The 22,747-nt window shown below is 59.4% G+C and carries 23 protein-coding genes and 2 pseudogenes; 15 read left to right on the plus strand and 10 right to left on the minus strand.

The window, feature by feature from the left end:
• Nucleotides 1-121: 121 nt before the first annotated feature.
• Nucleotides 122-2,380 (plus strand): DNA topoisomerase IV subunit A, encoded by a 2,259-nt coding sequence (parC, locus tag FHX05_RS13460; RefSeq protein WP_183872199.1) that lies wholly within the window; start codon nucleotides 122-124, stop codon nucleotides 2,378-2,380.
• 147 nt (nucleotides 2,381-2,527) lie between these two features.
• Here parC and FHX05_RS13465 read toward each other — a convergent pair whose 3' ends face one another.
• From FHX05_RS13465 to hemB, 6 genes are all read right to left on the minus strand, one after another.
• Nucleotides 2,528-2,917, minus strand: coding sequence for a type II toxin-antitoxin system death-on-curing family toxin (locus tag FHX05_RS13465; protein ID WP_183872201.1), 390 nt, complete (start codon nucleotides 2,915-2,917; stop codon nucleotides 2,528-2,530).
• Nucleotides 2,917-3,138, minus strand: coding sequence for an AbrB/MazE/SpoVT family DNA-binding domain-containing protein (locus tag FHX05_RS13470; RefSeq protein WP_183872203.1), 222 nt, complete (start codon nucleotides 3,136-3,138; stop codon nucleotides 2,917-2,919). The genes FHX05_RS13465 and FHX05_RS13470 overlap by 1 nt, the downstream gene beginning before the upstream one ends.
• A gap of 50 nt (nucleotides 3,139-3,188) precedes the next feature.
• Nucleotides 3,189-4,085, minus strand: a complete 897-nt coding sequence (locus tag FHX05_RS13475; RefSeq protein WP_183872205.1) for a DMT family transporter — start codon at nucleotides 4,083-4,085, stop codon at nucleotides 3,189-3,191.
• The gene (locus FHX05_RS13480; protein WP_112337870.1) at nucleotides 4,086-4,865 is read right to left on the minus strand and encodes an arginyltransferase; all 780 of its coding nucleotides are present in this window, start codon (nucleotides 4,863-4,865) and stop codon (nucleotides 4,086-4,088) included. It abuts the gene before it with no gap.
• A 181-nt stretch (nucleotides 4,866-5,046) separates the two neighbouring features.
• Entirely contained in the window at nucleotides 5,047-5,505 is a 459-nt protein-coding gene (locus FHX05_RS13485; protein WP_075852219.1) for an RDD family protein, read from the minus strand.
• Between the two features lie 76 nt (nucleotides 5,506-5,581).
• Nucleotides 5,582-6,595: a porphobilinogen synthase gene (gene hemB / locus FHX05_RS13490; protein WP_183872207.1), complete on the minus strand. Its 1,014-nt coding sequence runs from the start codon at nucleotides 6,593-6,595 to the stop codon at nucleotides 5,582-5,584.
• A 143-nt stretch (nucleotides 6,596-6,738) separates the two neighbouring features.
• Between hemB and FHX05_RS13495 the strand changes: the two genes are divergently transcribed.
• From FHX05_RS13495 to FHX05_RS13525, 7 genes are all read left to right on the plus strand, one after another.
• Nucleotides 6,739-7,179, plus strand: a complete 441-nt coding sequence (locus FHX05_RS13495; RefSeq protein WP_113229599.1) for a DUF6163 family protein — start codon at nucleotides 6,739-6,741, stop codon at nucleotides 7,177-7,179.
• 133 nt (nucleotides 7,180-7,312) lie between these two features.
• Nucleotides 7,313-7,828 carry a MarR family winged helix-turn-helix transcriptional regulator gene (locus FHX05_RS13500; RefSeq protein ID WP_041677845.1) on the plus strand — a complete coding sequence of 172 codons (516 nt, stop codon included), beginning with the start codon at nucleotides 7,313-7,315 and terminating at the stop codon, nucleotides 7,826-7,828.
• 513 nt (nucleotides 7,829-8,341) lie between these two features.
• Nucleotides 8,342-9,655 (plus strand): L,D-transpeptidase family protein, encoded by a 1,314-nt coding sequence (locus tag FHX05_RS13505; RefSeq protein ID WP_112337867.1) that lies wholly within the window; start codon nucleotides 8,342-8,344, stop codon nucleotides 9,653-9,655.
• A 274-nt stretch (nucleotides 9,656-9,929) separates the two neighbouring features.
• Entirely contained in the window at nucleotides 9,930-11,228 is a 1,299-nt protein-coding gene (glyA, locus tag FHX05_RS13510; protein ID WP_015339424.1) for a serine hydroxymethyltransferase, read from the plus strand.
• A gap of 9 nt (nucleotides 11,229-11,237) precedes the next feature.
• Entirely contained in the window at nucleotides 11,238-11,714 is a 477-nt protein-coding gene (nrdR, locus tag FHX05_RS13515) for a transcriptional regulator NrdR (protein ID WP_047627126.1), read from the plus strand.
• Nucleotides 11,715-11,717: 3 nt separating this feature from the next.
• Nucleotides 11,718-12,827 carry a bifunctional diaminohydroxyphosphoribosylaminopyrimidine deaminase/5-amino-6-(5-phosphoribosylamino)uracil reductase RibD gene (gene ribD / locus FHX05_RS13520; protein ID WP_183872209.1) on the plus strand — a complete coding sequence of 370 codons (1,110 nt, stop codon included), beginning with the start codon at nucleotides 11,718-11,720 and terminating at the stop codon, nucleotides 12,825-12,827.
• Nucleotides 12,827-13,447, plus strand: a complete 621-nt coding sequence (locus FHX05_RS13525; RefSeq protein WP_183710415.1) for a riboflavin synthase — start codon at nucleotides 12,827-12,829, stop codon at nucleotides 13,445-13,447. Before ribD ends, FHX05_RS13525 begins: the two co-directional genes overlap by 1 nt.
• 47 nt (nucleotides 13,448-13,494) lie before the next feature.
• Here the strand turns inward: FHX05_RS13525 and FHX05_RS13530 are convergent.
• The 3 genes and pseudogenes from FHX05_RS13530 to FHX05_RS13540 form a co-directional block, all read right to left on the minus strand.
• Nucleotides 13,495-13,978 (minus strand): annotated as a pseudogene (locus tag FHX05_RS13530) (GNAT family N-acetyltransferase).
• A gap of 21 nt (nucleotides 13,979-13,999) precedes the next feature.
• The gene (locus tag FHX05_RS13535) at nucleotides 14,000-14,518 is read right to left on the minus strand and encodes a GNAT family N-acetyltransferase (protein WP_183872211.1); all 519 of its coding nucleotides are present in this window, start codon (nucleotides 14,516-14,518) and stop codon (nucleotides 14,000-14,002) included.
• 37 nt (nucleotides 14,519-14,555) lie between these two features.
• On the minus strand, nucleotides 14,556-15,065 hold the full coding sequence (locus tag FHX05_RS13540) for a cupin domain-containing protein (RefSeq protein ID WP_183872213.1): 510 nt from the start codon (nucleotides 15,063-15,065) through the stop codon (nucleotides 14,556-14,558).
• A gap of 198 nt (nucleotides 15,066-15,263) precedes the next feature.
• Between FHX05_RS13540 and ribH the strand changes: the two genes are divergently transcribed.
• The 3 genes from ribH to FHX05_RS13555 all read left to right on the plus strand — a co-directional run bounded on the left by ribH (nucleotide 15,264) and on the right by FHX05_RS13555 (nucleotide 18,593).
• Nucleotides 15,264-15,719, plus strand: coding sequence for a 6,7-dimethyl-8-ribityllumazine synthase (gene ribH / locus FHX05_RS13545; protein ID WP_183710412.1), 456 nt, complete (start codon nucleotides 15,264-15,266; stop codon nucleotides 15,717-15,719).
• A 3-nt stretch (nucleotides 15,720-15,722) separates the two neighbouring features.
• Nucleotides 15,723-16,205: a transcription antitermination factor NusB gene (gene nusB, locus FHX05_RS13550; protein WP_015339432.1), complete on the plus strand. Its 483-nt coding sequence runs from the start codon at nucleotides 15,723-15,725 to the stop codon at nucleotides 16,203-16,205.
• A 249-nt stretch (nucleotides 16,206-16,454) separates the two neighbouring features.
• Nucleotides 16,455-18,593: a sodium-translocating pyrophosphatase gene (locus tag FHX05_RS13555; protein ID WP_112337860.1), complete on the plus strand. Its 2,139-nt coding sequence runs from the start codon at nucleotides 16,455-16,457 to the stop codon at nucleotides 18,591-18,593.
• Between the two features lie 72 nt (nucleotides 18,594-18,665).
• Here the strand turns inward: FHX05_RS13555 and FHX05_RS13560 are convergent, their stop codons facing one another.
• Entirely contained in the window at nucleotides 18,666-19,175 is a 510-nt protein-coding gene (locus FHX05_RS13560) for an outer membrane protein assembly factor BamE (protein WP_015339434.1), read from the minus strand.
• A gap of 222 nt (nucleotides 19,176-19,397) precedes the next feature.
• Here FHX05_RS13560 and FHX05_RS30345 point away from each other — a divergent pair.
• The 4 genes and pseudogenes from FHX05_RS30345 to FHX05_RS13580 all read left to right on the plus strand — a co-directional run bounded on the left by FHX05_RS30345 (nucleotide 19,398) and on the right by FHX05_RS13580 (nucleotide 22,720).
• Nucleotides 19,398-20,013: pseudogene (locus tag FHX05_RS30345) on the plus strand (ubiquinol-cytochrome C chaperone family protein).
• A gap of 9 nt (nucleotides 20,014-20,022) precedes the next feature.
• Complete coding sequence (locus FHX05_RS13570) at nucleotides 20,023-20,580, plus strand: YceD family protein (RefSeq protein WP_183872215.1); 558 nt, start codon at nucleotides 20,023-20,025, stop codon at nucleotides 20,578-20,580.
• Nucleotides 20,581-20,682: 102 nt separating this feature from the next.
• Nucleotides 20,683-21,729: a phosphate acyltransferase PlsX gene (gene plsX / locus FHX05_RS13575; RefSeq protein WP_112337857.1), complete on the plus strand. Its 1,047-nt coding sequence runs from the start codon at nucleotides 20,683-20,685 to the stop codon at nucleotides 21,727-21,729.
• Between the two features lie 19 nt (nucleotides 21,730-21,748).
• Nucleotides 21,749-22,720 (plus strand): beta-ketoacyl-ACP synthase III, encoded by a 972-nt coding sequence (locus tag FHX05_RS13580; protein ID WP_041677338.1) that lies wholly within the window; start codon nucleotides 21,749-21,751, stop codon nucleotides 22,718-22,720.
• Nucleotides 22,721-22,747 lie beyond the last annotated feature (27 nt).

The raw sequence follows: 22,747 nt of genomic DNA on the forward strand, positions 1-22,747 counted from the left end.
GAAGGCAGGCGCGGCAAAAATGTCTCGGTTGTCATCTTGCAAGGGTGCTGAAACGCCTTCATCCACAGGTGCTTTCCACCGATTTCTTGCTGTGAATCGCCATCTCTTATAGTCAAGAGCCATGGGAAAAAATCTGACTCCGCCGCCCGGTGACGGCGACGACAATATCCTTCCGGTCGATCTGAAGGCGGCGCTCGAAGAGCGCTACCTGGCCTATGCCTTGTCGACGATTACGCAACGCGCGCTTCCGGACGTTCGCGATGGGCTGAAGCCGGTGCATCGCCGCATCGTCTATGCGATGAGCGAGATGGGGCTTCGCCCCAATGCAGCTTTCCGCAAATGCGCCAAGATCGTCGGCGAGGTGATGGGTAACTATCACCCGCATGGCGACCAATCGATCTATGATGCGCTGGCGCGCCTGGCTCAGGATTTCTCGCAGCGCTACACGCTGGTCAACGGCCAGGGCAATTTCGGCAACATCGACGGCGATAGCCCGGCCGCGATGCGTTACACCGAATCCAAGATGACGGCGGTTTCCGAACTGCTGCTCGAGGGTATCGATCAGGACGCGGTCGATTTCCGCGACACCTATGACGAGTCGAATTCTGAACCGATCGTTCTGCCTGGAGCTTTTCCCAATCTGCTCGCCAACGGCTCTTCGGGTATCGCTGTCGGCATGGCGACCTCTATCCCGCCGCACAATGCTCACGAGCTTTGCGACGCCGCGCTGCATCTGATCAAGGATCGCGATACGACGGTCGAGAAGCTGGTGGAACTCTATATTCCCGGGCCGGACTTCCCGACCGGCGGCATCATTATCGATGATCGCCAGAGCATTATAGAAAGTTACAAGACCGGTCGTGGCGGCTTCCGTGTCCGGTCCAAATGGGAGATCGAGGATCTCGGTCGCGGCGGTTATCAGATCGTTGTCACCGAAATTCCGTTCCAGGTGCAGAAGTCGCGGCTGATCGAAAAGATCGCCGAACTACTGCTGGCGCGCAAGCTGCCGTTGCTCGAGGATGTTCGCGACGAATCCGCTGAGGATATCCGCGTCGTTCTCGTGCCGAAGAGCCGCACCGTCGACGCGACGATCCTGATGGAATCGATGTTCAAGCTGACGGAGCTGGAAAGCCGGTTCCCGCTCAATATGAACGTTCTGTCCATGGGCCGAATCCCAAAGGTCATGGCGCTGAACGAAGTGTTGAAGGAGTGGCTTGATCATCGCCGCGAGGTGTTGCTGCGCCGCTCCCGCTTCCGTCTGGCCGCCATCGAAAAGCGGCTCGAAATTCTCGGCGGCTTGCTGGTCGCGTATCTCAACATCGATGAGGTCATTGCCATCATCCGCGAGGAGGATGAGCCGAAGACTGTGATGATGGAGCGATTTGGCCTTACTGACAATCAGGTCGAAGCTATCCTCAACATGCGCCTGCGCTCCTTGCGCAAGCTGGAAGAGTTCGAGATTCGCAAGGAATTCGACGGCCTGACGAAGGAGAAGGCCGACATCGAGGCACTGCTGGCTTCGGAAGAAAAGCAGTGGCAGACGGTGTCATGGGAAATTGGCGAGGTGAAGAAAAAATTCGCCAAGGCCACCGAGATCGGTCGCCGCCGCACGCAGTTTGCCGAAGCGCCTGAAGCTGATGATGAGGCTATCCAGCAGGCGATGATCGAGAAGGAGCCGATCACCGTCGTCGTCTCGGAAAAAGGGTGGATCCGTGCCCTCAAGGGCCACATTTCCGATACGTCCTCGCTGACCTTCAAGGAGGGCGACGGTCTCAAGGTTGCGTTCCCGGCGCAGACCACGGACAAGATCCTCATCATCACGACGGGCGGCAAGGCCTATACGCTCGGCGGCGACAAGCTGCCCGGCGGCCGCGGTCATGGCGAACCGCTGCGCATCATGGTCGACATGGAAAACGATCAGGATGTGCTGACCGCCTTCGTCCACGATCCCCAGCGCAAGCAGATGATCGCATCGACGGCGGGCAACGGCTTCATCGTTGCCGAGGCGGAACTGGTCGCCAATACCCGCAAGGGCAAGCAGATCATGAACGTCTCCTATCCCGACGAGACCAAGCTTCTCGTCCCGATATCAGGCGATCACGTTGCCGTGGTCGGCGAGAACCGCAAGATGCTCATCTTCCCACTAGCGCAGGTGCCGGAAATGTCACGCGGCAAGGGCGTGCGCCTTCAGAAATACAAGGATGGCGGCATCGCCGATGTCAGGTGCTTCGCGATTGTCGATGGCCTGACATGGGAAGACAGTGCCGGCCGCACCTTCACCAAGACCAAGGACGAGTTGGTGGAATGGCTGGGCGATCGCGCCGGCGCCGGCCGTGCCGTGCCGAAGGGCTTCCCCAGAAGTGGCCGGTTTTCGGGGTGAGGAGCAGTCGGGCAAAGCCCGAGCAATCGGCCCAGTGGGTCGATTGTAGCGATGAACGCCCTGAGCCCTAGCGAAGGGCCGAGTGGTGCGTCGTCTCGACTGCGTCTGGGCGGAACCTTGACGAGGGCGGATCGACGCCTGAGGGCTTCAATCTGTGTAGGGAACGCAGACGTCTCGCAGGAAACGTGTCGCTCCCTCTTCATCGATTTCTCCGGCGGCCACTGCTACGACGAAGCTGTAAAGATTGGCGTCTGTCGTTTGAATACGGTGGCCGTTTTCCATAAGAAAAACTGCTGTCGCCACGATGGCGATGCGCTTGTTGCCATCTATGAAAGCGTGGTTTTTCGCGAGCTCGAATAGATAAGCGGCCGCTAGTTCGATGATATCATCACTGCCGTATTGAGCTTTGTTAATCGAGCGTGCCAAGGCGGATTCAAGGGAGCCCTCGTCTCGTAGACCATAGGAGCCGCCGAACCTTTTGATTTGCATCTTATGCAATTGCTCAATGAGCGGCCTAGTCAGGAAGATAAAGGGCATTATTCTGCCAGCTTCTTCAGCGCAACTTTGTATTGATCCATGAAGCGCTGCGCATGCTCCATCTGGCGTGCAAAATCCGCGTCAGCCGGCTGCATCAGCAATCCGCCATCTTTCAAACTGAGTTCCAAGCTGTCACCGTCTCCGAGACCGAGCTGATCCAGGACTTCTTTCGGAATGATAACGCCTTCGGAATTGCCGATCTTGCGGATGGTGACGTTCATATTGCAGCTCCAATGTAATAACCTGGTTATAACATTGGATGGGCGTTGCTTCAGGGCGCGAGAGTTTGCGCGATGATTGCCGCTCTCGCCTTGACCCGAGCTTGCCATAGCGAGTGCGCGGCCAGTGCCAGGATCAGTATCGCCCCGCCGGCTAGCGTCATGTTGGTCGGGGCCTCCGAGAAGATCAGCCAGACCCAGATCGGCGCCAAGATCGTTTCCAGGAGGTAGAACATCGCCACTTCCGGTGCCGAAAGAAAACGCGTGCCCGTCGCAAGGCACCAGAAGGAAAGCGGCATCAGCACGGCGCCGTCGAAAAGGATCCAGCCGGGATGGTCGATGGAAAAGCCCGAGGGCACCACATGATAGAGCCCGACTGCCGCCGGAATGACGGCCGCCAGCAAGGAAGCAAAACCCATGTCCCGGCCCGAGGCGCGACTGATCGTGATGGCACAGGCGATGGAAAGCGATGCGAGCACGGAAAGTGCGTCGCCAAGCAGATGGCCGCTCTCCATACCATCTCCCACGATCAGACCAACTCCGAGGATCATGACAGCCATGGTAATTAATGTGGAAAGGGCAGGGCGCTCCTTGAGGAAGATCCACGAGAGCAGGGCGGTGAACATCGGGTTGAGCGCGATGATGAAGACCACATTTGCCGCCTTGGTATAATAGACGGCGAGAAGAAAGGTGATGGTGGTCAGCCCATAGAAGAAGCCAACGGGAATTCCGAGCCAGCCCGGCAGCACACTCTTCAGCGAGCCAGTGACCCGGTGGATGACGAAAAGGGCGGCCAGCGCCACGACGATGGTCGCAAGGCTGCGAGCCGACAGCACCGACCAGACTTCACCGCTGGAAAGCCGTATCAGCGGGATATCCATCGACAGCGCCAGACCGCCGAGCGTCGTCAGCAGCAGGCCCTTCTTATGGTCCGAGAGATGGGAAAACATTCAGCGGAAGGTATCTTTGTCGCCGTCGGCTGCGGGGTCGAAACGTTCCCAGCCGCGCGGCGTCAGATGTTCCTGCGGCTGAAAGCGGGTCTTGTAGTCCATCTTGCGCGAGCCCTTGACCCAATAGCCGAGATAGACGTGCGGCAACCCCAGCGCCTTCGTCCGCTTGATATGATCGAGGATCATGAAGGTGCCGAGTGATCGCTCGTCAAGATCGGGATTGAAGTAGGAATAGACCATGGACAGCCCGTCGCTCATCACATCGGTCAGAGCCGCAGCCAGCAGTTCGCCCTTCGGACGCTGCTCCAGCCCTGAACCTTCCTCGCGACGGCGATATTCGATGATGCGCGTGTTCACATGCGTGTCCTCGACCATGATCGCATAGTCGAGCACGGTCATGTCGGACATGCCGCCTTGCTGATGACGATAGTCGAGATAGCGGCGGAAGAGCGAATATTGCTCGCTGGAGGGCTGCGCCGGAAATTCGGTGGCGATGATATCGCTGTTGGCCGTGAGCACCCGTTTCATCGATCGGGTGGGCTCGAACTCTTGCGCCAGGATGCGGACCGATATGCAGGCTCGGCACGATTCGCAGGCGGGACGATAGGCGATGTTCTGAGAACGCCTGAAGCCGCCCTGCGTCAGTATATCGTTCATCTCGGCGGCACGAGGCCCCACAAGGTGCGTGAAGACCTTGCGTTCCATCTCATGCGGCAAGTACGGGCAGGAAGCCGGTGCCGTCAGATAAAACTGCGGAGATGGCGTCGACTGCGTGTTCATCTGCCGTTGATTGACCTTTCTTTCGGCACCCGTTTTCTACAAGCATGGCCCAAGTTTAGAAAACGTCAACTACGTCCTTCGGTAAAGATCGAAGTTTCCTAATGGACCATGCACAGAAATATCTCCCGCGGGCCATCAGGCGCGCGGGAAATCATAGGGTCTCCTATGCTTATGCGTTGTTTTAGGCCGTCCGTGCGATGACCGTGCCAAGCAGCAGGTCATGCACCAGCCGGCTGCGGTCGGTGAAAAGGCCCACCAGCAGGATCAGCGGCGTCAGGACGGAGTTCAGAATCCAGAACAGTGCCAGATGGACGATCGCCGTCAGGAAATCCATGCGCCGGCCATCGACACGAACCATGGTGAGGCCCATGGCGCGCATGCCGAGCGAAGCCTGGTAGGGACCGCCGAGCGTCCAGCCGAAATAGAGGCCCGCAACGAGAACGAACAGCACCGGATAAAGGAAGAAGCCGAGCCCCAGCGTCAGGATCGAAACGAAAAACAGCAGTACGGCCGCGGGAATGCACAGCAGCGCGACGATGATGTAATCGACGATGAACGCAAAGATGCGCCGGCTCAGCACGCCACTATAGGCGCGCCAGTCGTCCGGTGCTGCATAGAGCGGGCTGGGGTTTAGGCTCATTGCTTTCCTCCTTGGGAAACATTCGCCGAAGATATGGTATCAGGTGCGGCAAATACAATAAGCCGGCAGCCCGAAGCTATTTCTTCGCCAGATGTCTCGCCACGTCGACAGCGAAATAGGTGAGGATGCCGTCGCAGCCGGCGCGCTTGAAGGCGAGCAGGGTTTCGAGCATTACCTTCTCGCCGTCGATCCAGCCGTTGGCGGTGGCAGCCTTGATCATCGCGTATTCTCCGGAGACCTGATAGGCGAAGGTCGGAAGACCGAAGGCTTCCTTCAGCCGCCAGCAGATGTCGAGATAGGGCAGGCCAGGCTTGACCATCAGCATATCGGCGCCTTCTTCGACGTCGAGCGTGGCGTCGCGCACGGCTTCGGTGCCGTTCGCCGGATCGATGTAATAGGTCTTCTTGTCGCCCTTCAGCAGGCCGCCGGTCGAGATGGCCTCCCGATAGGGGCCGTAGAAGGCCGAGCTGAATTTCGTCGCGTAGCTCATGATGCCCACGCTCTGGTGTCCGGCAGCATCGAGCGCCTGGCGGATCGCGCCGATGCGACCGTCCATCATTTCCGAAGGCGCGATGATGTCTGCGCCGGCATCCGCCTGGTAGACCGCGGCACGCGCCACCTGTTCGACCGTTTCATCATTGACGATTTCATTGCCGCGCAGGATGCCGTCATGGCCGTGGCTGGTGAAAGGGTCGAGAGCGACATCGGTGATGACGCCAATGTTCGGCACGGCCTTCTTGATTGCGGCAGTGGTGAGATTGATGAGATTGTTCTTCTCGAGGCTGTTGGAGCCGGTCTCGTCGCGCAGCTCCATTTCGATGTTGGGGAAGGTGGCAAGCGCGGGTATGCCGAGATCGGCCGCTTCCTTCGCCGCTTCTACCGCCATGTCCACGGTCATGCGGTTGACGCCAGGCATGGCAGGGATCGGCTCGACGATGCCGGTGCCCGGGATCACGAAGATCGGCCAGATGAGATCGTCGACCGTCAGCCGGTTTTCCTGCACGAGACGGCGCGTCCAATCGGCCTTGCGGTTACGCCGCATGCGCCGATGGCCGGTGATCTCGTCAACGAGATGCGTCTTGTTCTCCATGATGCCGCCATCCTTCTTCGTCTATTTATGGCATTCTATATTGGGGGCGTACCTATCATGCCGTCCCCAGGATTCAAAACCAGGCGAAAGGCCGCAGCCATTATATTCTGGCGAGGCACGTGCCTCCTACGTATTGTTCGCGCATGGAACCTGATTCTTCGACCGTACCCAAGAATACGCTGACGGACATCCTGTTCGTGCTGTTCCTGCGGCTGATCGCGATCGCCTGCTTCTGGCTCGGGCTGCAATATTGGGCCATGCTGGTCGGCTACTCCCTGGAAGGTCATGCCCGCTTCGATCTACTCGCTCTCCCTTGGAAGGTCGCGGGCGCCGGGCTTGCGGTGGTTTTCCCGGTGGCCGCCCTAGGCTTATGGCTCACCGTCTCATGGGGGCCGGTCATGTGGGTGGTGGCGGCAGGTGGGCAGGCACTGATGTATGGCGTATGGCCGGAGATATTTGGATCCAATCCGCTGATCATGATCTTGCATGCCTGCGTCGCCGTGATCTATTGCCTTTTCCGCATTCTCTTATGGCAGGAGAAACGCCGGCGTCGGCAGCAGCAGGTAATGGTTGATTTACCCTGAGACAGCAACACTTCCTGGTAAGATGCTGTTAAGCCTGCAGTTTAAGTAGAATTTTATGTGTATTCGATAGGGTCTCACTCAAGGCGGGAAGAAAACGACACCGCCAAACAAAACAGAGTGAGGCCAAGTCATGATGAACACGAAAATCAAGCCGCAGGCAGTTGCAAACGCTCGGGATCAGCAGGTTGATGACATCCGGGCTCTCTACATGGAATCCCTTCACCTGGTCGAGCGTCTGCACCGCCGCCTGCTTGATGTTATCAAGGACGAGTTCGACCGTCAGGGTCGCGACGACGTCAACGCCGTCCAGGCGCTGCTCCTTTTCAATATTGGCAACTCCGAGCTGACGGCCGGCGAACTGCGCTCGCGCGGTTTCTACCTCGGCTCCAACGTTTCCTACAACGTCAAGAAGCTGGTCGATCTCGGCTTCATCAACCATCAGCGCTCGCGCATCGACCGCCGCTCGGTCCGCATCAGCCTGACGGAAACCGGCCAGGATATCGCCGAAACCGTTGCCAAGCTCTATGAGCGCCACATTGGCTCGATCGACAAGGTCGGCGGCATCGGCACCGACGAGTTCACCCAGATGAACAAGCTCCTGCAGCGCCTCGACCGCTTCTGGAACGACAGCATCGCTTACCGCATGTAAGTAGCGGTGGCGGATCCATCATAAGACCTTCCGGTAAAAGCAAGCTGGACACGTTCCCTGCGTGTCCGGCTTTAATGCGTTACCGGCGCGGCTGTTGTGCGTTTTTTGCCACGTCCGTGCGTCACCTTTCGTCACATGTAACGTCCAGAGTAGCTAAGCCATTGACGCCGGTTCAAGACGCGCTATGAACCACGCGCAGTTGTGGTATTTTAGCAAATGCGGTTTGGCTTTTCCTCAAGGTCGCTCGGCAGCGCAAGTTCCGTGCCGGACGACACGAATTGGCCATATTGCTATGACAGCGGAAACTGACGGCAAGCGGCGTTCTCGAATTTCGATCTTAAGGCCTGAAAGTCTTCGCTTCGCAATATTGTGATAGTTCATGGCGAAGTTTTTGGTGGTGCGTTAAGGCTGCGGATTGATACTGAGCGGCGTTACTTGGCGCGAGCTAGCGCTATTTACTGCTTCCTCTCTTGGCTGCGCATGATTTGGATCGCAGTGTTGAACGGTTGGGATATGTCGAAGAAAAACGGAATTGAACCCTTTTCGCGCCGCTCTTTCCTGCGGTCGGCCGCAACTCTTGGCGCTGCCGCACTGGCTGCTCCGGCCCTTGCGCAAAACGCAACTCCGCTTGAGGCGTTGATCAACGATCGCTCCCGTGGCAATTGGGACGACCAGTTCGACGCCAAGGCTGCGGCGCGCACCGCCGCTGCTGTCCAGTCGAACGCGCCAATCCTCGGGCCGGATTCCGTACCGAACATTCAGCAGGCGATCGCGCAATATCAGAACATTGCCGCCAACGGCGGATGGCCGCAGATCAATCCGACAAGCCAGCAGGCGCTGCAGCTCGGTGCGACCGATCCGGCCGTACAGTCGCTGCGTCAGCATTTGATGATTACCGGCGACCTGCCGCGTGAGGCGGGTATATCTTCCGCCTTCGACTCCTATGTCGACGGTGCGGTCAAGCGTTTCCAGGCCCGTCACGGACTGCCGGCAGATGGCGTTCTCGGAGATTTCACGCTGAAGGCGATGAACATTCCCGCCAATGTCCGTCTGCAGCAGCTCAACACCAATCTCGTCCGCCTCCAGACGTTCCCGTCCGACCTCGGCCGTCGTCACGTCATGGTCAATATCCCGGCGACACGTGTCGAAGCCGTCGAGGACGGTCAGGTGGCGCTGCGCCACCAGGCGATCGTCGGCCGGGAATCGCGGCCGACGCATATCATCAATTCAAAGATCTACGAGGTCATCCTCAATCCATACTGGACGGCACCGCGCTCCATCGTCGTCAAGGACATCGTGCCCTTGATGCGCAAGGATCCGACCTACCTGACGAAGAACAACATTCGCCTTATTGACGGCAAGGGCCAGGAAGTGGCACCCGAAACGATCGACTGGAATTCGGACAAGGCGCCAGACCTGATGTTCCGTCAGGACCCGGGCAAGACCAACGCTATGGCGTCCACGAAGATCAATTTCCACAACCCCAACAACGAATACATGCACGACACGCCGGAACAGGGCCTGTTCAACAAGTTGATGCGTTTCGATAGCTCAGGCTGCGTGCGCGTTCAGAACGTGCGCGACCTCGCGACCTGGCTGCTGGCCGAAACGCCCGGCTGGCCGCGTCAGCATATCGAGCAGGTCATCTCCACCCGCGTCAATACGCCGATCACCTTGGCGTCGGAAGTGCCTGTCTATTTCGTCTATATTTCGGCCTGGAGCGCCCGCGACGGCATCGTCCAGTTCCGCGACGACATCTATAATCTCGACGGCAATTCCCAGTTGGCGCTCAATACAACCCAGGGCATGGAGCAGCCGGTTCAATAATCGGCATTGTTCGGATCCCATCTGCATGGAAGCCGCATCTCAGGATGCGGCTTTTTCGTTTGCCGGGGTCGCTCTGCGTAGAATGCTTACTGCGCCGCGCGTCCCTGGACGCGCAAAGGACGCAGTAACGCTTTGAAATGGCGCATAATCTTTTCCGAAATCCAGCAGGATTTCGGGATTATGCGCGCAAATGTCGCTGGTCGTATTGCTCTCCGGCGACCCTGACGTTAATACCGTTTGCATTGCCCTTCCGGCCCGTTCAGGAGCTTTCACGATGACCAACGCGTCCACCGAACCCTTCTTCAATCGCTCGCTTGCCGATACCGATCCGGAAATCTTTGGTGCGATCGGCAAGGAACTCGGTCGCCAGCGGCACGAAATCGAACTGATCGCCTCGGAAAACATCGTCTCGCGCGCCGTGCTGGAAGCGCAGGGCTCGATCATGACCAACAAATACGCCGAGGGATATCCAGGCAAGCGCTATTATGGCGGCTGCCAGTATGTCGATATCGCCGAGGAACTCGCCATCGAGCGCGCCAAGAAGCTGTTCGGCGTCAACTTCGCCAACGTTCAGCCGAATTCCGGTTCGCAGATGAACCAGGCCGTGTTCCTGGCGCTCTTGCAGCCCGGCGACACCTTCATGGGTCTCGACCTGAATTCGGGCGGTCACCTGACGCATGGTTCGCCGGTCAATATGTCCGGCAAGTGGTTCAACGTCGTGTCCTACGGCGTGCGCGAAGGCGACAACCTGCTCGATATGGACGAGGTGCAGCGCAAGGCCGAGGAAACCAAGCCGAAGCTCATCATCGCCGGCGGCACGGCCTATTCCCGCATCTGGGACTGGAAGCGCTTCCGCGAGATCGCCGACAGCGTCGGTGCCTATCTGATGGTCGATATGGCCCACATTGCCGGTCTGGTTGCCGGTGGTCAGCATCCGTCGCCGTTCCCGCATTGCCATGTTGCCACGACGACCACGCACAAGTCGCTGCGTGGCCCGCGCGGTGGCATGATCCTCACCAACGATGAGGATCTGGCGAAGAAGTTCAACTCGGCCGTCTTCCCCGGCCTCCAGGGCGGCCCGCTGATGCATGTCATCGCCGCCAAGGCGGTTGCGCTCGGTGAAGCGCTGCAGCCGGAGTTCAAGGACTACGCTGCCCAGATCGTCAAGAACGCCAAGGCGCTTGCCGAAACGCTGATCTCCGGCGGCGTCGATGTCGTCTCCGGCGGCACCGACAACCACTTGATGCTGGTCGATCTGCGCAAGAAGAACGCCACCGGCAAGCGCGCGGAAGCCGCCCTCGGCCGCGCCTACGTCACTTGCAATAAGAACGGCATTCCCTTCGACCCCGAGAAGCCCTTCGTCACCTCGGGTGTCCGTCTCGGCACGCCGGCTGGCACGACGCGCGGCTTCAAGGAAGCCGAATTCCGTGAAATCGGCAATCTGATCATCGAAGTGCTCGATGGCTTGAAGGTCGCCAATTCCGACGAAGGCAATGCTGCCGTCGAAGCTGCCGTGCGCGAGAAAGTGGTCAAGCTCACCGACCGCTTCCCGATGTACGGCTACATGGGCTAAGGAGAGCGCATGCGCTGCCCCTATTGCGGCTCAGAAGACACCCAGGTCAAGGATTCGCGCCCGGCGGAGGACAATACGTCCATCCGCCGTCGGCGCATTTGTCCGGATTGCGGCGGCCGCTTCACCACCTTCGAGCGCGTGCAGTTGCGCGAGCTCATGGTTATCAAGAAGACGGGCCGCAAGGTGCTGTTCGATCGCGACAAGCTGGTGCGCTCCTTCGAGATCGCGCTGCGCAAGCGCCCGGTCGATCGTGACCGGATCGAGCGGGCCGTATCGGGCATCGTGCGCCGCCTCGAAAGCTCGGGCGAGACCGAAATCAGCTCCGAGCAGATCGGTCTGCAGGTGCTGGAAGCGCTGAAGAGCCTCGATGACGTCGCCTTTGTACGCTACGCCTCCGTCTACCGCGATTTTTCGCATGCGGAGGATTTCGAGCACGTGATCGACGAGATCAACGCCAAGATCGCTCGCGATCCGCTGGACCCTTGAACCATGGCGCTGCGGCCCGAGGACGAGCATTTCATGGCCGCGGCCATCCGACTGTCGCGCCGGCATCTGGGGTTGACTTCCACCAATCCATCCGTCGGCTGCCTTATCGTCAAGGATGGCGTAATTATCGGCAGCGGTGTGACCGCGCTTGGCGGGCGCCCGCATGCCGAGCCTCAGGCGCTGGCCGAGGCAGGTGAGGGGGCCAGAGGTGCCACCGCCTACGTGACGCTTGAGCCTTGCTCGCACTACGGCAAGACGCCGCCATGCGCCGAGGCGCTGATCGCTTACGGCGTTGCACGCGTCGTCATCAGCGTCACCGATCCCGACCAGCGCGTCTCCGGGCGCGGCATCACCATGCTGCGCGAGGCTGGCATTGAGGTCGACACCGGTGTTCTGGAGACGGAAGGCAGGCGATCTCTCGCCGGTTATCTCATGCGCCAGACGAGAAACCGCCCCTATGTGACTCTCAAGCTTGCGATTTCCGCCGATGGCATGATTGGCAAGAGGGGTGCGGGGCAGGTTCGCATCACCGGCGATGCCGCACGCGCTGAGGTGCAGATGCTGCGGGCGGAAAGCGATGCCATTCTTGTCGGCATAGGTACGGCGATAGCAGATGATCCGGAATTGACCTGTCGGCTCCCCGGCCTGGAGGATCGCACGCCGCTGCGCATCGTCATTGACGACGAGCTGCGGCTTCCCCTTGGCAGCAAGCTGGTCCGCACGGCCCGGCAATATCCGGTGATCGCGGTCGCCGGCCATCCGCCGCCGTTTGACGAGAATACCGACGCCGCATTCCTCGGACGCCGCGCAGCGCTGGATGCCGCCGGCGTCGAGGTCTTGCAATCCAATTCGCGCGAGCCGGGCGAGCTACTGGAGGCATTAGGCACCCGTGGTATCTCGTCGCTGCTGGTGGAGGGAGGCGCCAAGACGGCACGGCGCTTCCTCGACGCTGGAATGGTCGACCGTATCCTGCTGTTTCAAGGTCCTGCCGAGATCGGCGAGGGTGGTATTGAATCGCCGGTTCTGAAATCCAATATCCCAGCTGATTTTATTCATGTTGGCCAGAGCCGCTTCGGCGACGATCTCTGCGACGAATACGAAAGAGGTTTTTGATGTTTACCGGAATTATCACCGACGTCGGCACGGTCGAATCCATTTCCCCGTTGAAGGAAGGCATCAAGCTGCGCGTTGCCACCAATTACGATCCCGCGACGATCGATATGGGCGCATCTATCTCGCACGCCGGCGTCTGCCTGACGGTTACGGGTCTGCCTGAACAGGGCAGCAACGGACGATGGTTCGAGGTCGAGGCCTGGGAAGAGGCTCTCCGCCTGACGACCATCGGCACCTGGGAAGCAGGCGCCAAGATCAATCTTGAACGCTCGCTGAAGATCGGCGACGAACTCGGCGGTCACATCGTGTCCGGCCATATCGATGGCAAGGCGGAAATCCTGTCGGTAACATCAGAGGGTGAGGCCACGCGCTTCCGTCTGCGCGCGCCGAAACATCTTGCCAGGTTCGTCGCGCCGAAGGGTTCGGTCGCGCTCGATGGCACCTCGCTGACCGTCAATGCCGTCGAGGGTACGGAGTTCGACGTGCTGCTGATCCGCCATTCCCTGGAGGTCACGACCTGGGGCGAGCGTAAGGCTGGCGACTTTGTCAATTTCGAAGTCGACACCATGGCACGCTACGCCGCTCGTCTGGCGGAATTCCCCGCGGTCCGCGAATCCTGAGTTTCGTAAGCTCGCCGCAAGAAGGCGTCGATCGGCGCCTTTCCGGCCTAAGCAAGTGTTTTTTCCATAAGAAAATTCGACAATATCTGGCCGCGCTTTTCCACCTGCTGCGCAGCTAAGGTGATAAAGCCTCTGCGCTCGAAGAATGGGCGGGCGGTCAAGCTTGCTTCGGTGAAAATCCGTTGCAAGCCCTGTTCGCGAGCGGCCCTTTCGACCGTCTCTAGTAAAAGGCTGGCGACGCCCTTTCCCTGATAATCCGGCGAAACGAACATCATATCCAGGCATCCATCCGATTGTAGATCGGTAAAACCGATGGGTGTAGAACCATCGACAGCAAGCCAGGTCGGTCGGCTTGCCCGATACTGTGCCCAGACTCCGGCATCATCGACCTTTGCCCCAAGCAGCGACCTGCTCCGGACTGTAGTCTTTCGATGCGACCTCACGAACGGCCCGCAGGAAAATCTCGATTGTGGCTCGGGCGTCGCTTGGTTCGTAGCGTTTGACAGAAAACCTTTTCTGCGAAACCGGCACGATGGTTCACCCCTGCAACGGCTAACGTTCGAAGATGGCGTTGGATCTGTCCTTGAGCATGAGCTTATCGATACGCCGGAAGCCGATCTTTTCGGCAACCCGCAACGACGGTAGGTTCTCAAGGTCTACGATGCAGGTCATGCGCCGTCCTGCGAACTGTCTGTCCGCCCAGGCGATGGCCGCGTTCATGGCCTCCGTCGCATAGCCCTTGCCCTGCATCGGCGGCGTAATGCCCCAGCCGGCTTCCAGCGTGCCTTCCGTCATCGGCGTCATGTCGCGATGCAGATCCAGAAATCCCACTTCGCCGATCAGCCGGCCGCTTTGACGCTCCTCGACGGCAAAGAAACCGAAGCCGAGATGATGCCACAGGCCGGCATAGCGTAACAGGCGGGCCCAAACCTGCTCGCGTGTCGGCATCTCGCCGCCGATGAAGCGCACGATCTCCTTGTGTTTCCAGAGCTCGAGGAATTCGTCGAAATCATCAAGCGTATGGCCGCGCAGCAGAAGCCGGTCGGTCGTCAGTGTCGGTATATGGGTCATCGGATTAAATCTTTGCTGAAAATGGTTTTGGTGATGGTCAGTTGTTCGAGGCGCCGGGCTCGCCGTCCCAGTAGTCGAGGTTGGTGGCAGCGGCGCGGCCGATGGCACGGAACGCCGTCTTGCCGTCGCTATAGGTTTTGGCCAGGAACTTGCCGGAATCGGGATATTCGACGATCTCGGTTCGAGCCTTGGTGGAAATGGCTAGGTAGGTGAGCACGCCGGGGCCGACATTGATCAGCTGATGCGCTGTTTCGGGGCCGCCGGCCGGAGCTCCAAGAACATCGCCTTTGCTGACCGCGATGCGCTGGTCGCCGAAGCGATATTCGCCTTCGCCGTCGAGAATGACGAACATCTCCTCCTCGACGTGATGATTGTGAAACGGACAGCCGGATTTGCCCGGAGGCACTTCGTTGTAGCTGATGCCGAGCTGCCTCAGCCCGAGCTTCGCCCCGAAGGAGGTGTCGCTGCCGGCAAAGAAGCTGCCTTGCTGCCAGTGTTCCAGCTCGAGTTCGCCGACGTTGACGGCGGGTGCGGATTTCTTCGTCATGAACCTCCCCCTTGCAGGCTCCAAATTATTATCGAAGCGGTTGCGTGTGCGGAAGCCACAATTTCCGCGGTGTGCCGATCATTTCCAAATAGGGTCGGAATCGGCGCGGGCCATTGAAAAACACTTGCCAAGCGAGGCCTGCCGTGGTTTGACCCGGGCCTAACAAGGTGCCGCGCCCTCTCAAATCGCAGGTGATGTATGACCAGCTCTTCCAACGCTCATATCCTTATCGTCGAAGCCCGCTTCTATGACGATATGGCCGATGCCCTGCTCGATGGCGCCAAGGCAGCCCTCGACGCGGCTGGGGCGACCTACGATATCGTGACAGTGCCCGGCGCGCTGGAGATTCCGGCGGCAATTGCCATGGCGCTTGATGGCGGGGACAATGGTAATGTTGTTTATGACGGCTATGTGGCTCTCGGTATGGTTATCCGCGGCGAGACTTATCATTTCGATATCGTTGCCAATGAATCCTCGCGGGCACTGATGGATCTGGCGGTCAGCGAATCCCTCGCGATCGGCAATGGTATTCTTACCGTCGAGAACGATGAACAGGCATGGGCGCGTGTGCGCCGTTCGGACAAGGACAAGGGCGGCTTTGCCGCCCGTGCGGCGCTGACCATGATCGCGCTGAAAGAGAAGTTGGGTGCATAATACATGAGCAATCAGGATAACGAGCGACCGGCCAAGCCCGCCAATCAGCGAGGTGCCGCACGTCTAGCGGCGGTTCAGGCGCTCTATCAGATGGATATCGGCGGAACCGGCGTTCTGGAGGTTGTGGCTGAATACGAGGCGCACCGCTTGGGGCAGGAGCTGGATGGCGAGACCTATCTGAAGGCCGATGCATCCTGGTTCCGCTCTATCGTATCGGGTGTCGTGCGTGAGCAGACGCGGCTTGATCCGCTGATCGGCTCCGCGCTTCAGGACGACTGGGCACTGTCGCGTCTCGACAGCACAGTGCGCGCCATCCTGCGCGCCGGCACCTTCGAGCTTATCGACCGCAAGGACGTGCCGGTCCCGGTCATCGTCACCGAATATGTCGAGATCGCGCATGCCTTCTTCGAGGAGGACGAGCCCAAGCTCGTGAATGCCGTGCTCGACCGAATCGCCAAGCAGATTCGCGGCGAAGCGAAGAAATAAAACCGCGCCGGACGCTGGGATCGCGGCATAACGCATTTTCGTTTCCTTCGTTCGCGCCTGATTTCATCTTCGAATATTCTTTTGAACCTTCTGCGGGTGTTTTACCCGCGGACGGTCTTGACGCGACGTTTTCCCACCATCAATCTCGCAACTGCACATCAGCCGATCTCCTGGAGGAGGGGATCGACCGTTGTCGCAGGCGGCCGGGGGAGGAGTGAACCGCCGGCTTTTTTGGAGGGAAAAAGCGAAATGTCGATTCTTTTAGGAGTAATCGCATGCGGACTGCTCTCGGTGATTTACGCCGTATGGGCAACCCGGTCGGTGCTCGCTGCCGATCAGGGCAACGCCCGCATGCAGGAGATTGCCGGGTATATTCGTGAAGGAGCGCAAGCCTATCTGGCGCGCCAATATAGAACCATCGCCATCGTCGGGATCATCGTTTTCATCGCGGCCTGGCTCCTCTTGTCGGCCGAAGCCGCTTTCGGCTTCCTGATCGGCGCAATCCTCTCGGGCGCCGCAGGTTTCATCGGCATGCATGTCTCCGTGCGCGCCAATGTCCGCACCGCGCAAGCCTCGTCGCAGAGCCTATCCGCAGGCCTCGATATCGCCTTCAAGTCGGGTGCCATCACCGGCATGCTGGTTGCGGGTCTCGCTTTGCTCGGCGTTTCCATCTACTTCTACGTCCTGACCGGCATCCTCGGTCATGAAGCCGGTTCGCGTGACGTGATCGATGCGCTCGTCGCCCTTGGTTTCGGCGCTTCGCTGATCTCGATCTTCGCCCGTCTCGGCGGCGGCATTTTCACCAAGGGTGCGGATGTCGGCGGCGACCTGGTCGGCAAGGTCGAGGCCGGTATTCCGGAAGACGATCCGCGCAATCCCGCCACCATCGCCGACAATGTCGGCGACAATGTCGGCGATTGCGCCGGCATGGCGGCCGACCTGTTCGAGACTTACGCGGTTTCGGTTGTCGCGACCATGGTTCTCGCCTCGATCTTCTTCGCCGGCTCGCCGCTCCTCGGTTCGGCCATGATCTATCCGCTGGCAATCTGCGGCGCCTGCATCATCACCTCGATCATCGGCACCTTCTTCGTGAAGCTCGGTGTCAATGGCTCGATCATGGGTGCCCTCTACAAGGGGCTTATCGCAACCGGCGTCTTGTCGATCGTCGGTCTGGCCGCAGCGACGTCATTGACCATCGGTTGGGGTTCTGTCGGCACGGTGGCCGGCTTCGACGTCACCGGGACAAAGCTGTTCGCTTGCGGCATCGTCGGCCTGATCGTTACGGCGCTGATCGTCGTCATCACCGAATACTACACCGGCACGAACAAGCGGCCGGTCAATTCCATCGCCCAGGCGTCGGTCACCGGTCACGGCACCAACGTCATCCAGGGCCTTGCCGTCTCGCTGGAATCGACGGCACTGCCGGCGATCGTCATCGTTGGCGGCATCATCGCCACCTACCAGCTTGGCGGTCTATTCGGCACAGGTATTGCGGTTACCGCCATGCTCGGCCTTGCCGGCATGATCGTCGCTCTCGATGCCTTCGGCCCGGTCACGGACAATGCCGGCGGCATCGCGGAAATGTCGCATCTTCCGCCGGAGGTGCGCAAATCCACCGACGCACTGGACGCGGTCGGCAATACCACCAAGGCCGTTACCAAGGGTTACGCCATCGGCTCGGCCGGCCTCGGCGCGCTCGTGCTGTTCGCTGCCTATTCGAACGACCTGCAGTATTTCGCGGCTCACGGTGACAAATATCCGTACTTCGCCAATATCGGCACGATCTCGTTCGAGCTTTCGAACCCCTATGTCGTTGCCGGTCTGCTGTTCGGCGGCCTCATTCCCTATCTCTTCGGCGGGATTGCAATGACGGCCGTCGGCCGCGCCGCCGGTTCGATCGTGGAGGAGGTGCGCCGGCAGTTTCGTGAGAAACCCGGCATCATGCAGGGCACGGAGCGTCCCGATTACGGCCGCGCCGTCGACCTTCTGACCAAGGCCGCTATTCGGGAAATGATCATCCCGTCGCTGCTGCCGGTTCTGGCGCCGGTCGTCGTCTATTTTGGTGTCCTGCTGCTTTCCGGCTCCAAGGCATCGGCCTTTGCGGCTCTCGGCGCTTCCTTGCTCGGCGTAATCATCAACGGCCTCTTTGTCGCCATTTCGATGACGTCGGGCGGCGGTGCCTGGGACAACGCCAAGAAGAGCTTCGAGGACGGTTTCGTCGACAAGGACGGCACGCGTCATATGAAGGGCTCGGAAGCCCACAAGGCTTCAGTCACGGGTGACACCGTCGGCGATCCCTACAAGGACACGGCAGGCCCGGCAGTCAATCCGGCGATCAAGATCACGAATATCGTGGCCCTGCTTCTGCTTGCTATTCTCGCCGGCTAAGCAAACTGAATGCAAAAGAAAACCCGCGAGACGCTATGCCTCGCGGGTTTTTCGTTGAAGCGGTATCCCGGCTTATTGGCCCGGGTTGAGGTTGTTGAGGAAGTTCCTCGCGCCGTTGACGCCGCTGCCGCTGCCCTGGAGGATCTGCTGCAGGAAGGTGATGTCGCGGCCGCCGGTTGGGGTCGTGCGGCTGATCATGTCGAAGACCCTGCCGTCCTTAAGCGTATAGTTGGCTTCCTGCTTCACCACGCCGTCCTTGTCGAAATAGATCGCAAGAATGTTCTGGTCTACCAGCTTCGGCTTCATGAAGGCGGCGGCACGCGTGCGCTTCTGGGAGATATAATAGAAGACTTCACCGTCAAAGGTCGCTGTGGTCGAGGGCGTACCGAGCGAAAGCAGAACCTGCTCGCGGCTCGAACCGACCGGCGCAAGCGCCAGCGACTGCGGATCGAAGATGTAGCCGTTGTTCATGACCTCGCTGGTCTTGCAACCGGAAAGGCCCATGGTCGCAATCACCAGGGCGATGGCGGCAGTGCTGCTGAAAGTAATGTCAGACTTGAAATACCGTCTGGTCAACGACATCTCATCTCCCCTAATGAATCAATCCGATGGCCGGACGGCCGGTATGACCTTGCTGTACACATCATTGTGTCCTTTCCGCGATGGCAAAAGGCACAATCATGTTGTTCGGCACTCTTCGTCACCGATCATGCACAACGTGACGACGGTAAGGGCTGGAGCCTCGAAGCGGGCACAAACGGCATTGCAATTCGCGCCTGCTTCGGTAAACCAGCTTTTGCGTGGATGCAACAAGGCCAAGCAAAAACGGGGCGCTCCGAGGGAGCCAATTCCGGGAATTTTCATGATTTTTGGGCTCTTCCGCAAAAGAAATCACAATCAGATCATCGTCGTCAGGCAGTACGAAACCTTGACCTCCGTGGCGCGGCAGCCGGTTTTTTATACCGATTACAACGTGCCGGATACGGTGATGGGGCGTTTCGAGTTACTGTCTGTCATGATGATCCTGTTCTTTCGACGCACGCGGTCTTCGGCGACAAGCGGTCAGGAACTGGCGCAGGAAATTGTGGATGCTTTCTTCGAGGATATCGATTATTCGATCCGCGAGCTTGGTATAGGCGACAATAGCGTGCCAAAGCGCATGAAGAAGCTGGCCGGCATGTTCTATGGACGCCTCGAAAGCTATGCGAGCGCCATGGATGTCGATGATCGCGCCGCGCTCGCCGTGGCGTTACAGCGCAACATCTATCCCAGGGCGAATGAGGCCGCGGCTTCCATGAGTGCATTGGCCGATTGGATGATGATCGCGGAAGCGCATCTGGCGACCGTCACGGAAGATCAGATCGCCACGGGCTCGGCGACGCTGCCGGTGCCAGACAAAGTCGGTCAACAGGCCGGTTAGGAGATAAAAATGAAAAGACACGACTCCGATGAAACGCCGTTATCCTATCCCGTGAAGGTAGGGCATATCTCGGCCAATCCGGTGGATGTGCACATCGAGGCTGATGACCGCGAACTGGTTGGGCTCGCAGCCCTTTGGGATGTTCTCTTGGTCAGCAAGCTCGAAGCCGATCTCAAGATTTCGCGCTGGAAGCGCGACGGCGTGCGCATCAAGGGCAACGTGAAGGCAAAGATCGTTCAGGCTTGCGTTGTCACACTCGAGCCGGTCGAATCTGATATCGATGAGGACTTCGAGCACATCTTCGTGCCCGAGGATTCCAAACTGGCGCGTGCGCCTTCTGTGGATGCCGGAGAAATGATACTTGATCCCGATGGTCCGGATCTTCCGGAGACCTTCACCGGCGATACGATAGACGCTGGCGCGGCCGTTGCGGAATTTGCCGCCCTGGCCATCGACCCTTATCCGCGCAAGCCTGGCGTCGAGTTCGAAGCGCATATTGAAGATACCGGTGAAGACGACAGAAAGCCTTCGCCCTTTGCCGTTCTGAAAGATTGGAAAAAGGAATAGGCCCCGGTGCCGTTCGAGCACAATTCAGTTGTCACCGGGGGAGAAAACGGTATTTTGACGCCAAATTCGCCCGTCGCGGCGGAGAAAAAGGACTAGGGACGCGTGATCAGAATTTCTCTTGACCTAATGGGTGGCGACTTCGGCCCTGAGGTTGTTGTTCCCGGCGCGGCCAAGGCGCTGGATAGGCATCCCGATATCACGTTCGTGATGTACGGACAGAAGGAACGCTGCGAGGCGGTCCTCGCCAAATATCCCAAGCTTCGCGAGAAATCGGTCTTTCACGAATGCGAAGTTGCCATCAGTATGGATGAGAAGCCGAGCCAAGCGCTTCGCCGCGGTCGCTACGTCTCCAGCATGTGGCGCTCGATCGAGGCGGTAAAGACGGGCGACGCCGATGTCGTCGTATCCGCCGGAAACACCGGCGCGCTGATGGCGATGGCGAAATTCTGCCTCCGCACCATGGCCAATATCGAACGCCCGGCAATTGCGGCGATCTGGCCGACGCTGCGCGGCGAAAGCATCGTGCTCGATGTCGGCGCTACGATCGGCGCCGATGCCCAGCAATTGCTTGATTTCGCCCTGATGGGCGGCGCCATGGCACGCGCGCTCTTTGAGATTGAACGGCCGACGGTCGGCCTGCTGAATGTCGGCGTCGAGGAAATCAAGGGTCAGGAAGAGGTCAAGGACGCCGGGCGCCTGATCCGCGAAGCCAATCTCGAATCGCTTGAATATTACGGCTTCGTCGAAGGCGACGATATCGGCAAAGGCACCGTCGATGTCGTCGTCACGGAAGGGTTTTCCGGCAATATCGCGCTGAAGGCGGCCGAAGGCACGGCAAAGCAGATCGGCGCTTATCTGCGCGCCGCGATGTCGCGCACGCTGCTTGCACGTATCGGCTATGTATTAGCCAAGGGGGCCTTCGACCTGCTGCGCGAGAAGCTCGATCCCAGCAAGGTCAATGGCGGCGTATTCCTCGGCCTTAACGGTATCGTCATCAAGAGCCATGGCGGAGCCAATGCAGAAGCCTTCGCAGCCGCCATTGATGTCGGCTATGATATGGCCAAGAATGGGCTCACGCAGAAAATCGAAAACGATTTGAAGAGATATCATGCCAAACGGCTGCCCCCTATCGGGCCGGAAGCGGCATGAGAGACGGGGTACAAGCAGAATGATCCGTTCAGTTGTTCGCGGTTTTGGGGCGGCGCTCCCCAAGCGCGTCATGACCAATGCCGAGATGGAGCAGGTCGTCGATACCAGCGACGACTGGATCGTCCAGCGCTCGGGCATCCGTCAGCGCTATATCGCCGGCGAAGGTGAAACCACGGCTTCGCTCGGCGAGCAGGCGGCGCGTGCTGCCCTTGCCAATGCCGGCATGACGCCGGATGATCTCGATCTGATCATCGTTGCCACCTCGACGCCGGATAATACTTTTCCCGCGACGGCGGTGAATATCCAGAACCGGCTCGGCATGCATCATGGCTTTGCCTTCGATGTTCAGGCCGTCTGCACCGGCTTCGTCTATGCCGTAACCACGGCCGACGCCTATATTCGCGGCGGGCTTGCCAAGCGCGTGCTCGTCATCGGCGCCGAGACATTTTCCCGCATCCTCAATTGGACCGATCGTACGACCTGCGTTCTCTTCGGCGACGGTGCCGGTGCGCTGATCCTGGAAGCCGGCGAGGGGACTGGCGCCAATACCGATCGCGGCGTGCTGACGGCAAGCCTGCGCTCCGACGGTTCGCACAAGGACAAGCTCTATGTCGATGGCGGCCCGTCGACAACGGGAACGGTCGGCGTTCTCCATATGGCGGGCCGCGAAGTCTTCAAGCACGCCGTCGGCATGATCACCGACGTCATTCAGGCCGCATTCGATGCGACGGGTACCACGCCCGACGATCTCGATTGGCTCGTGCCGCATCAGGCCAATCGCCGCATCATCGATGGTTCCGCCAAGAAGCTCGGAATTGCTCCCGAGAAGGTTGTGGTCACCGTGGACCTTCACGGCAACACGTCGGCTGCATCCATCCCGCTTGCGCTTGCCGTGGCCGCTGGTGACGGACGGATCAAGAAAGGCGATCTGGTGATGCTGGAGGCCATGGGAGGTGGCTTCACCTGGGGCGCGGTCCTGCTGCGCTGGTAGCGCCGCATCTCTAAAAGCCGTTCCGAA

Origin of the sequence: Rhizobium sp. BK491 (assembly GCF_014194925.1) — a bacterium.
Classification (GTDB): domain Bacteria; phylum Pseudomonadota; class Alphaproteobacteria; order Rhizobiales; family Rhizobiaceae; genus Rhizobium.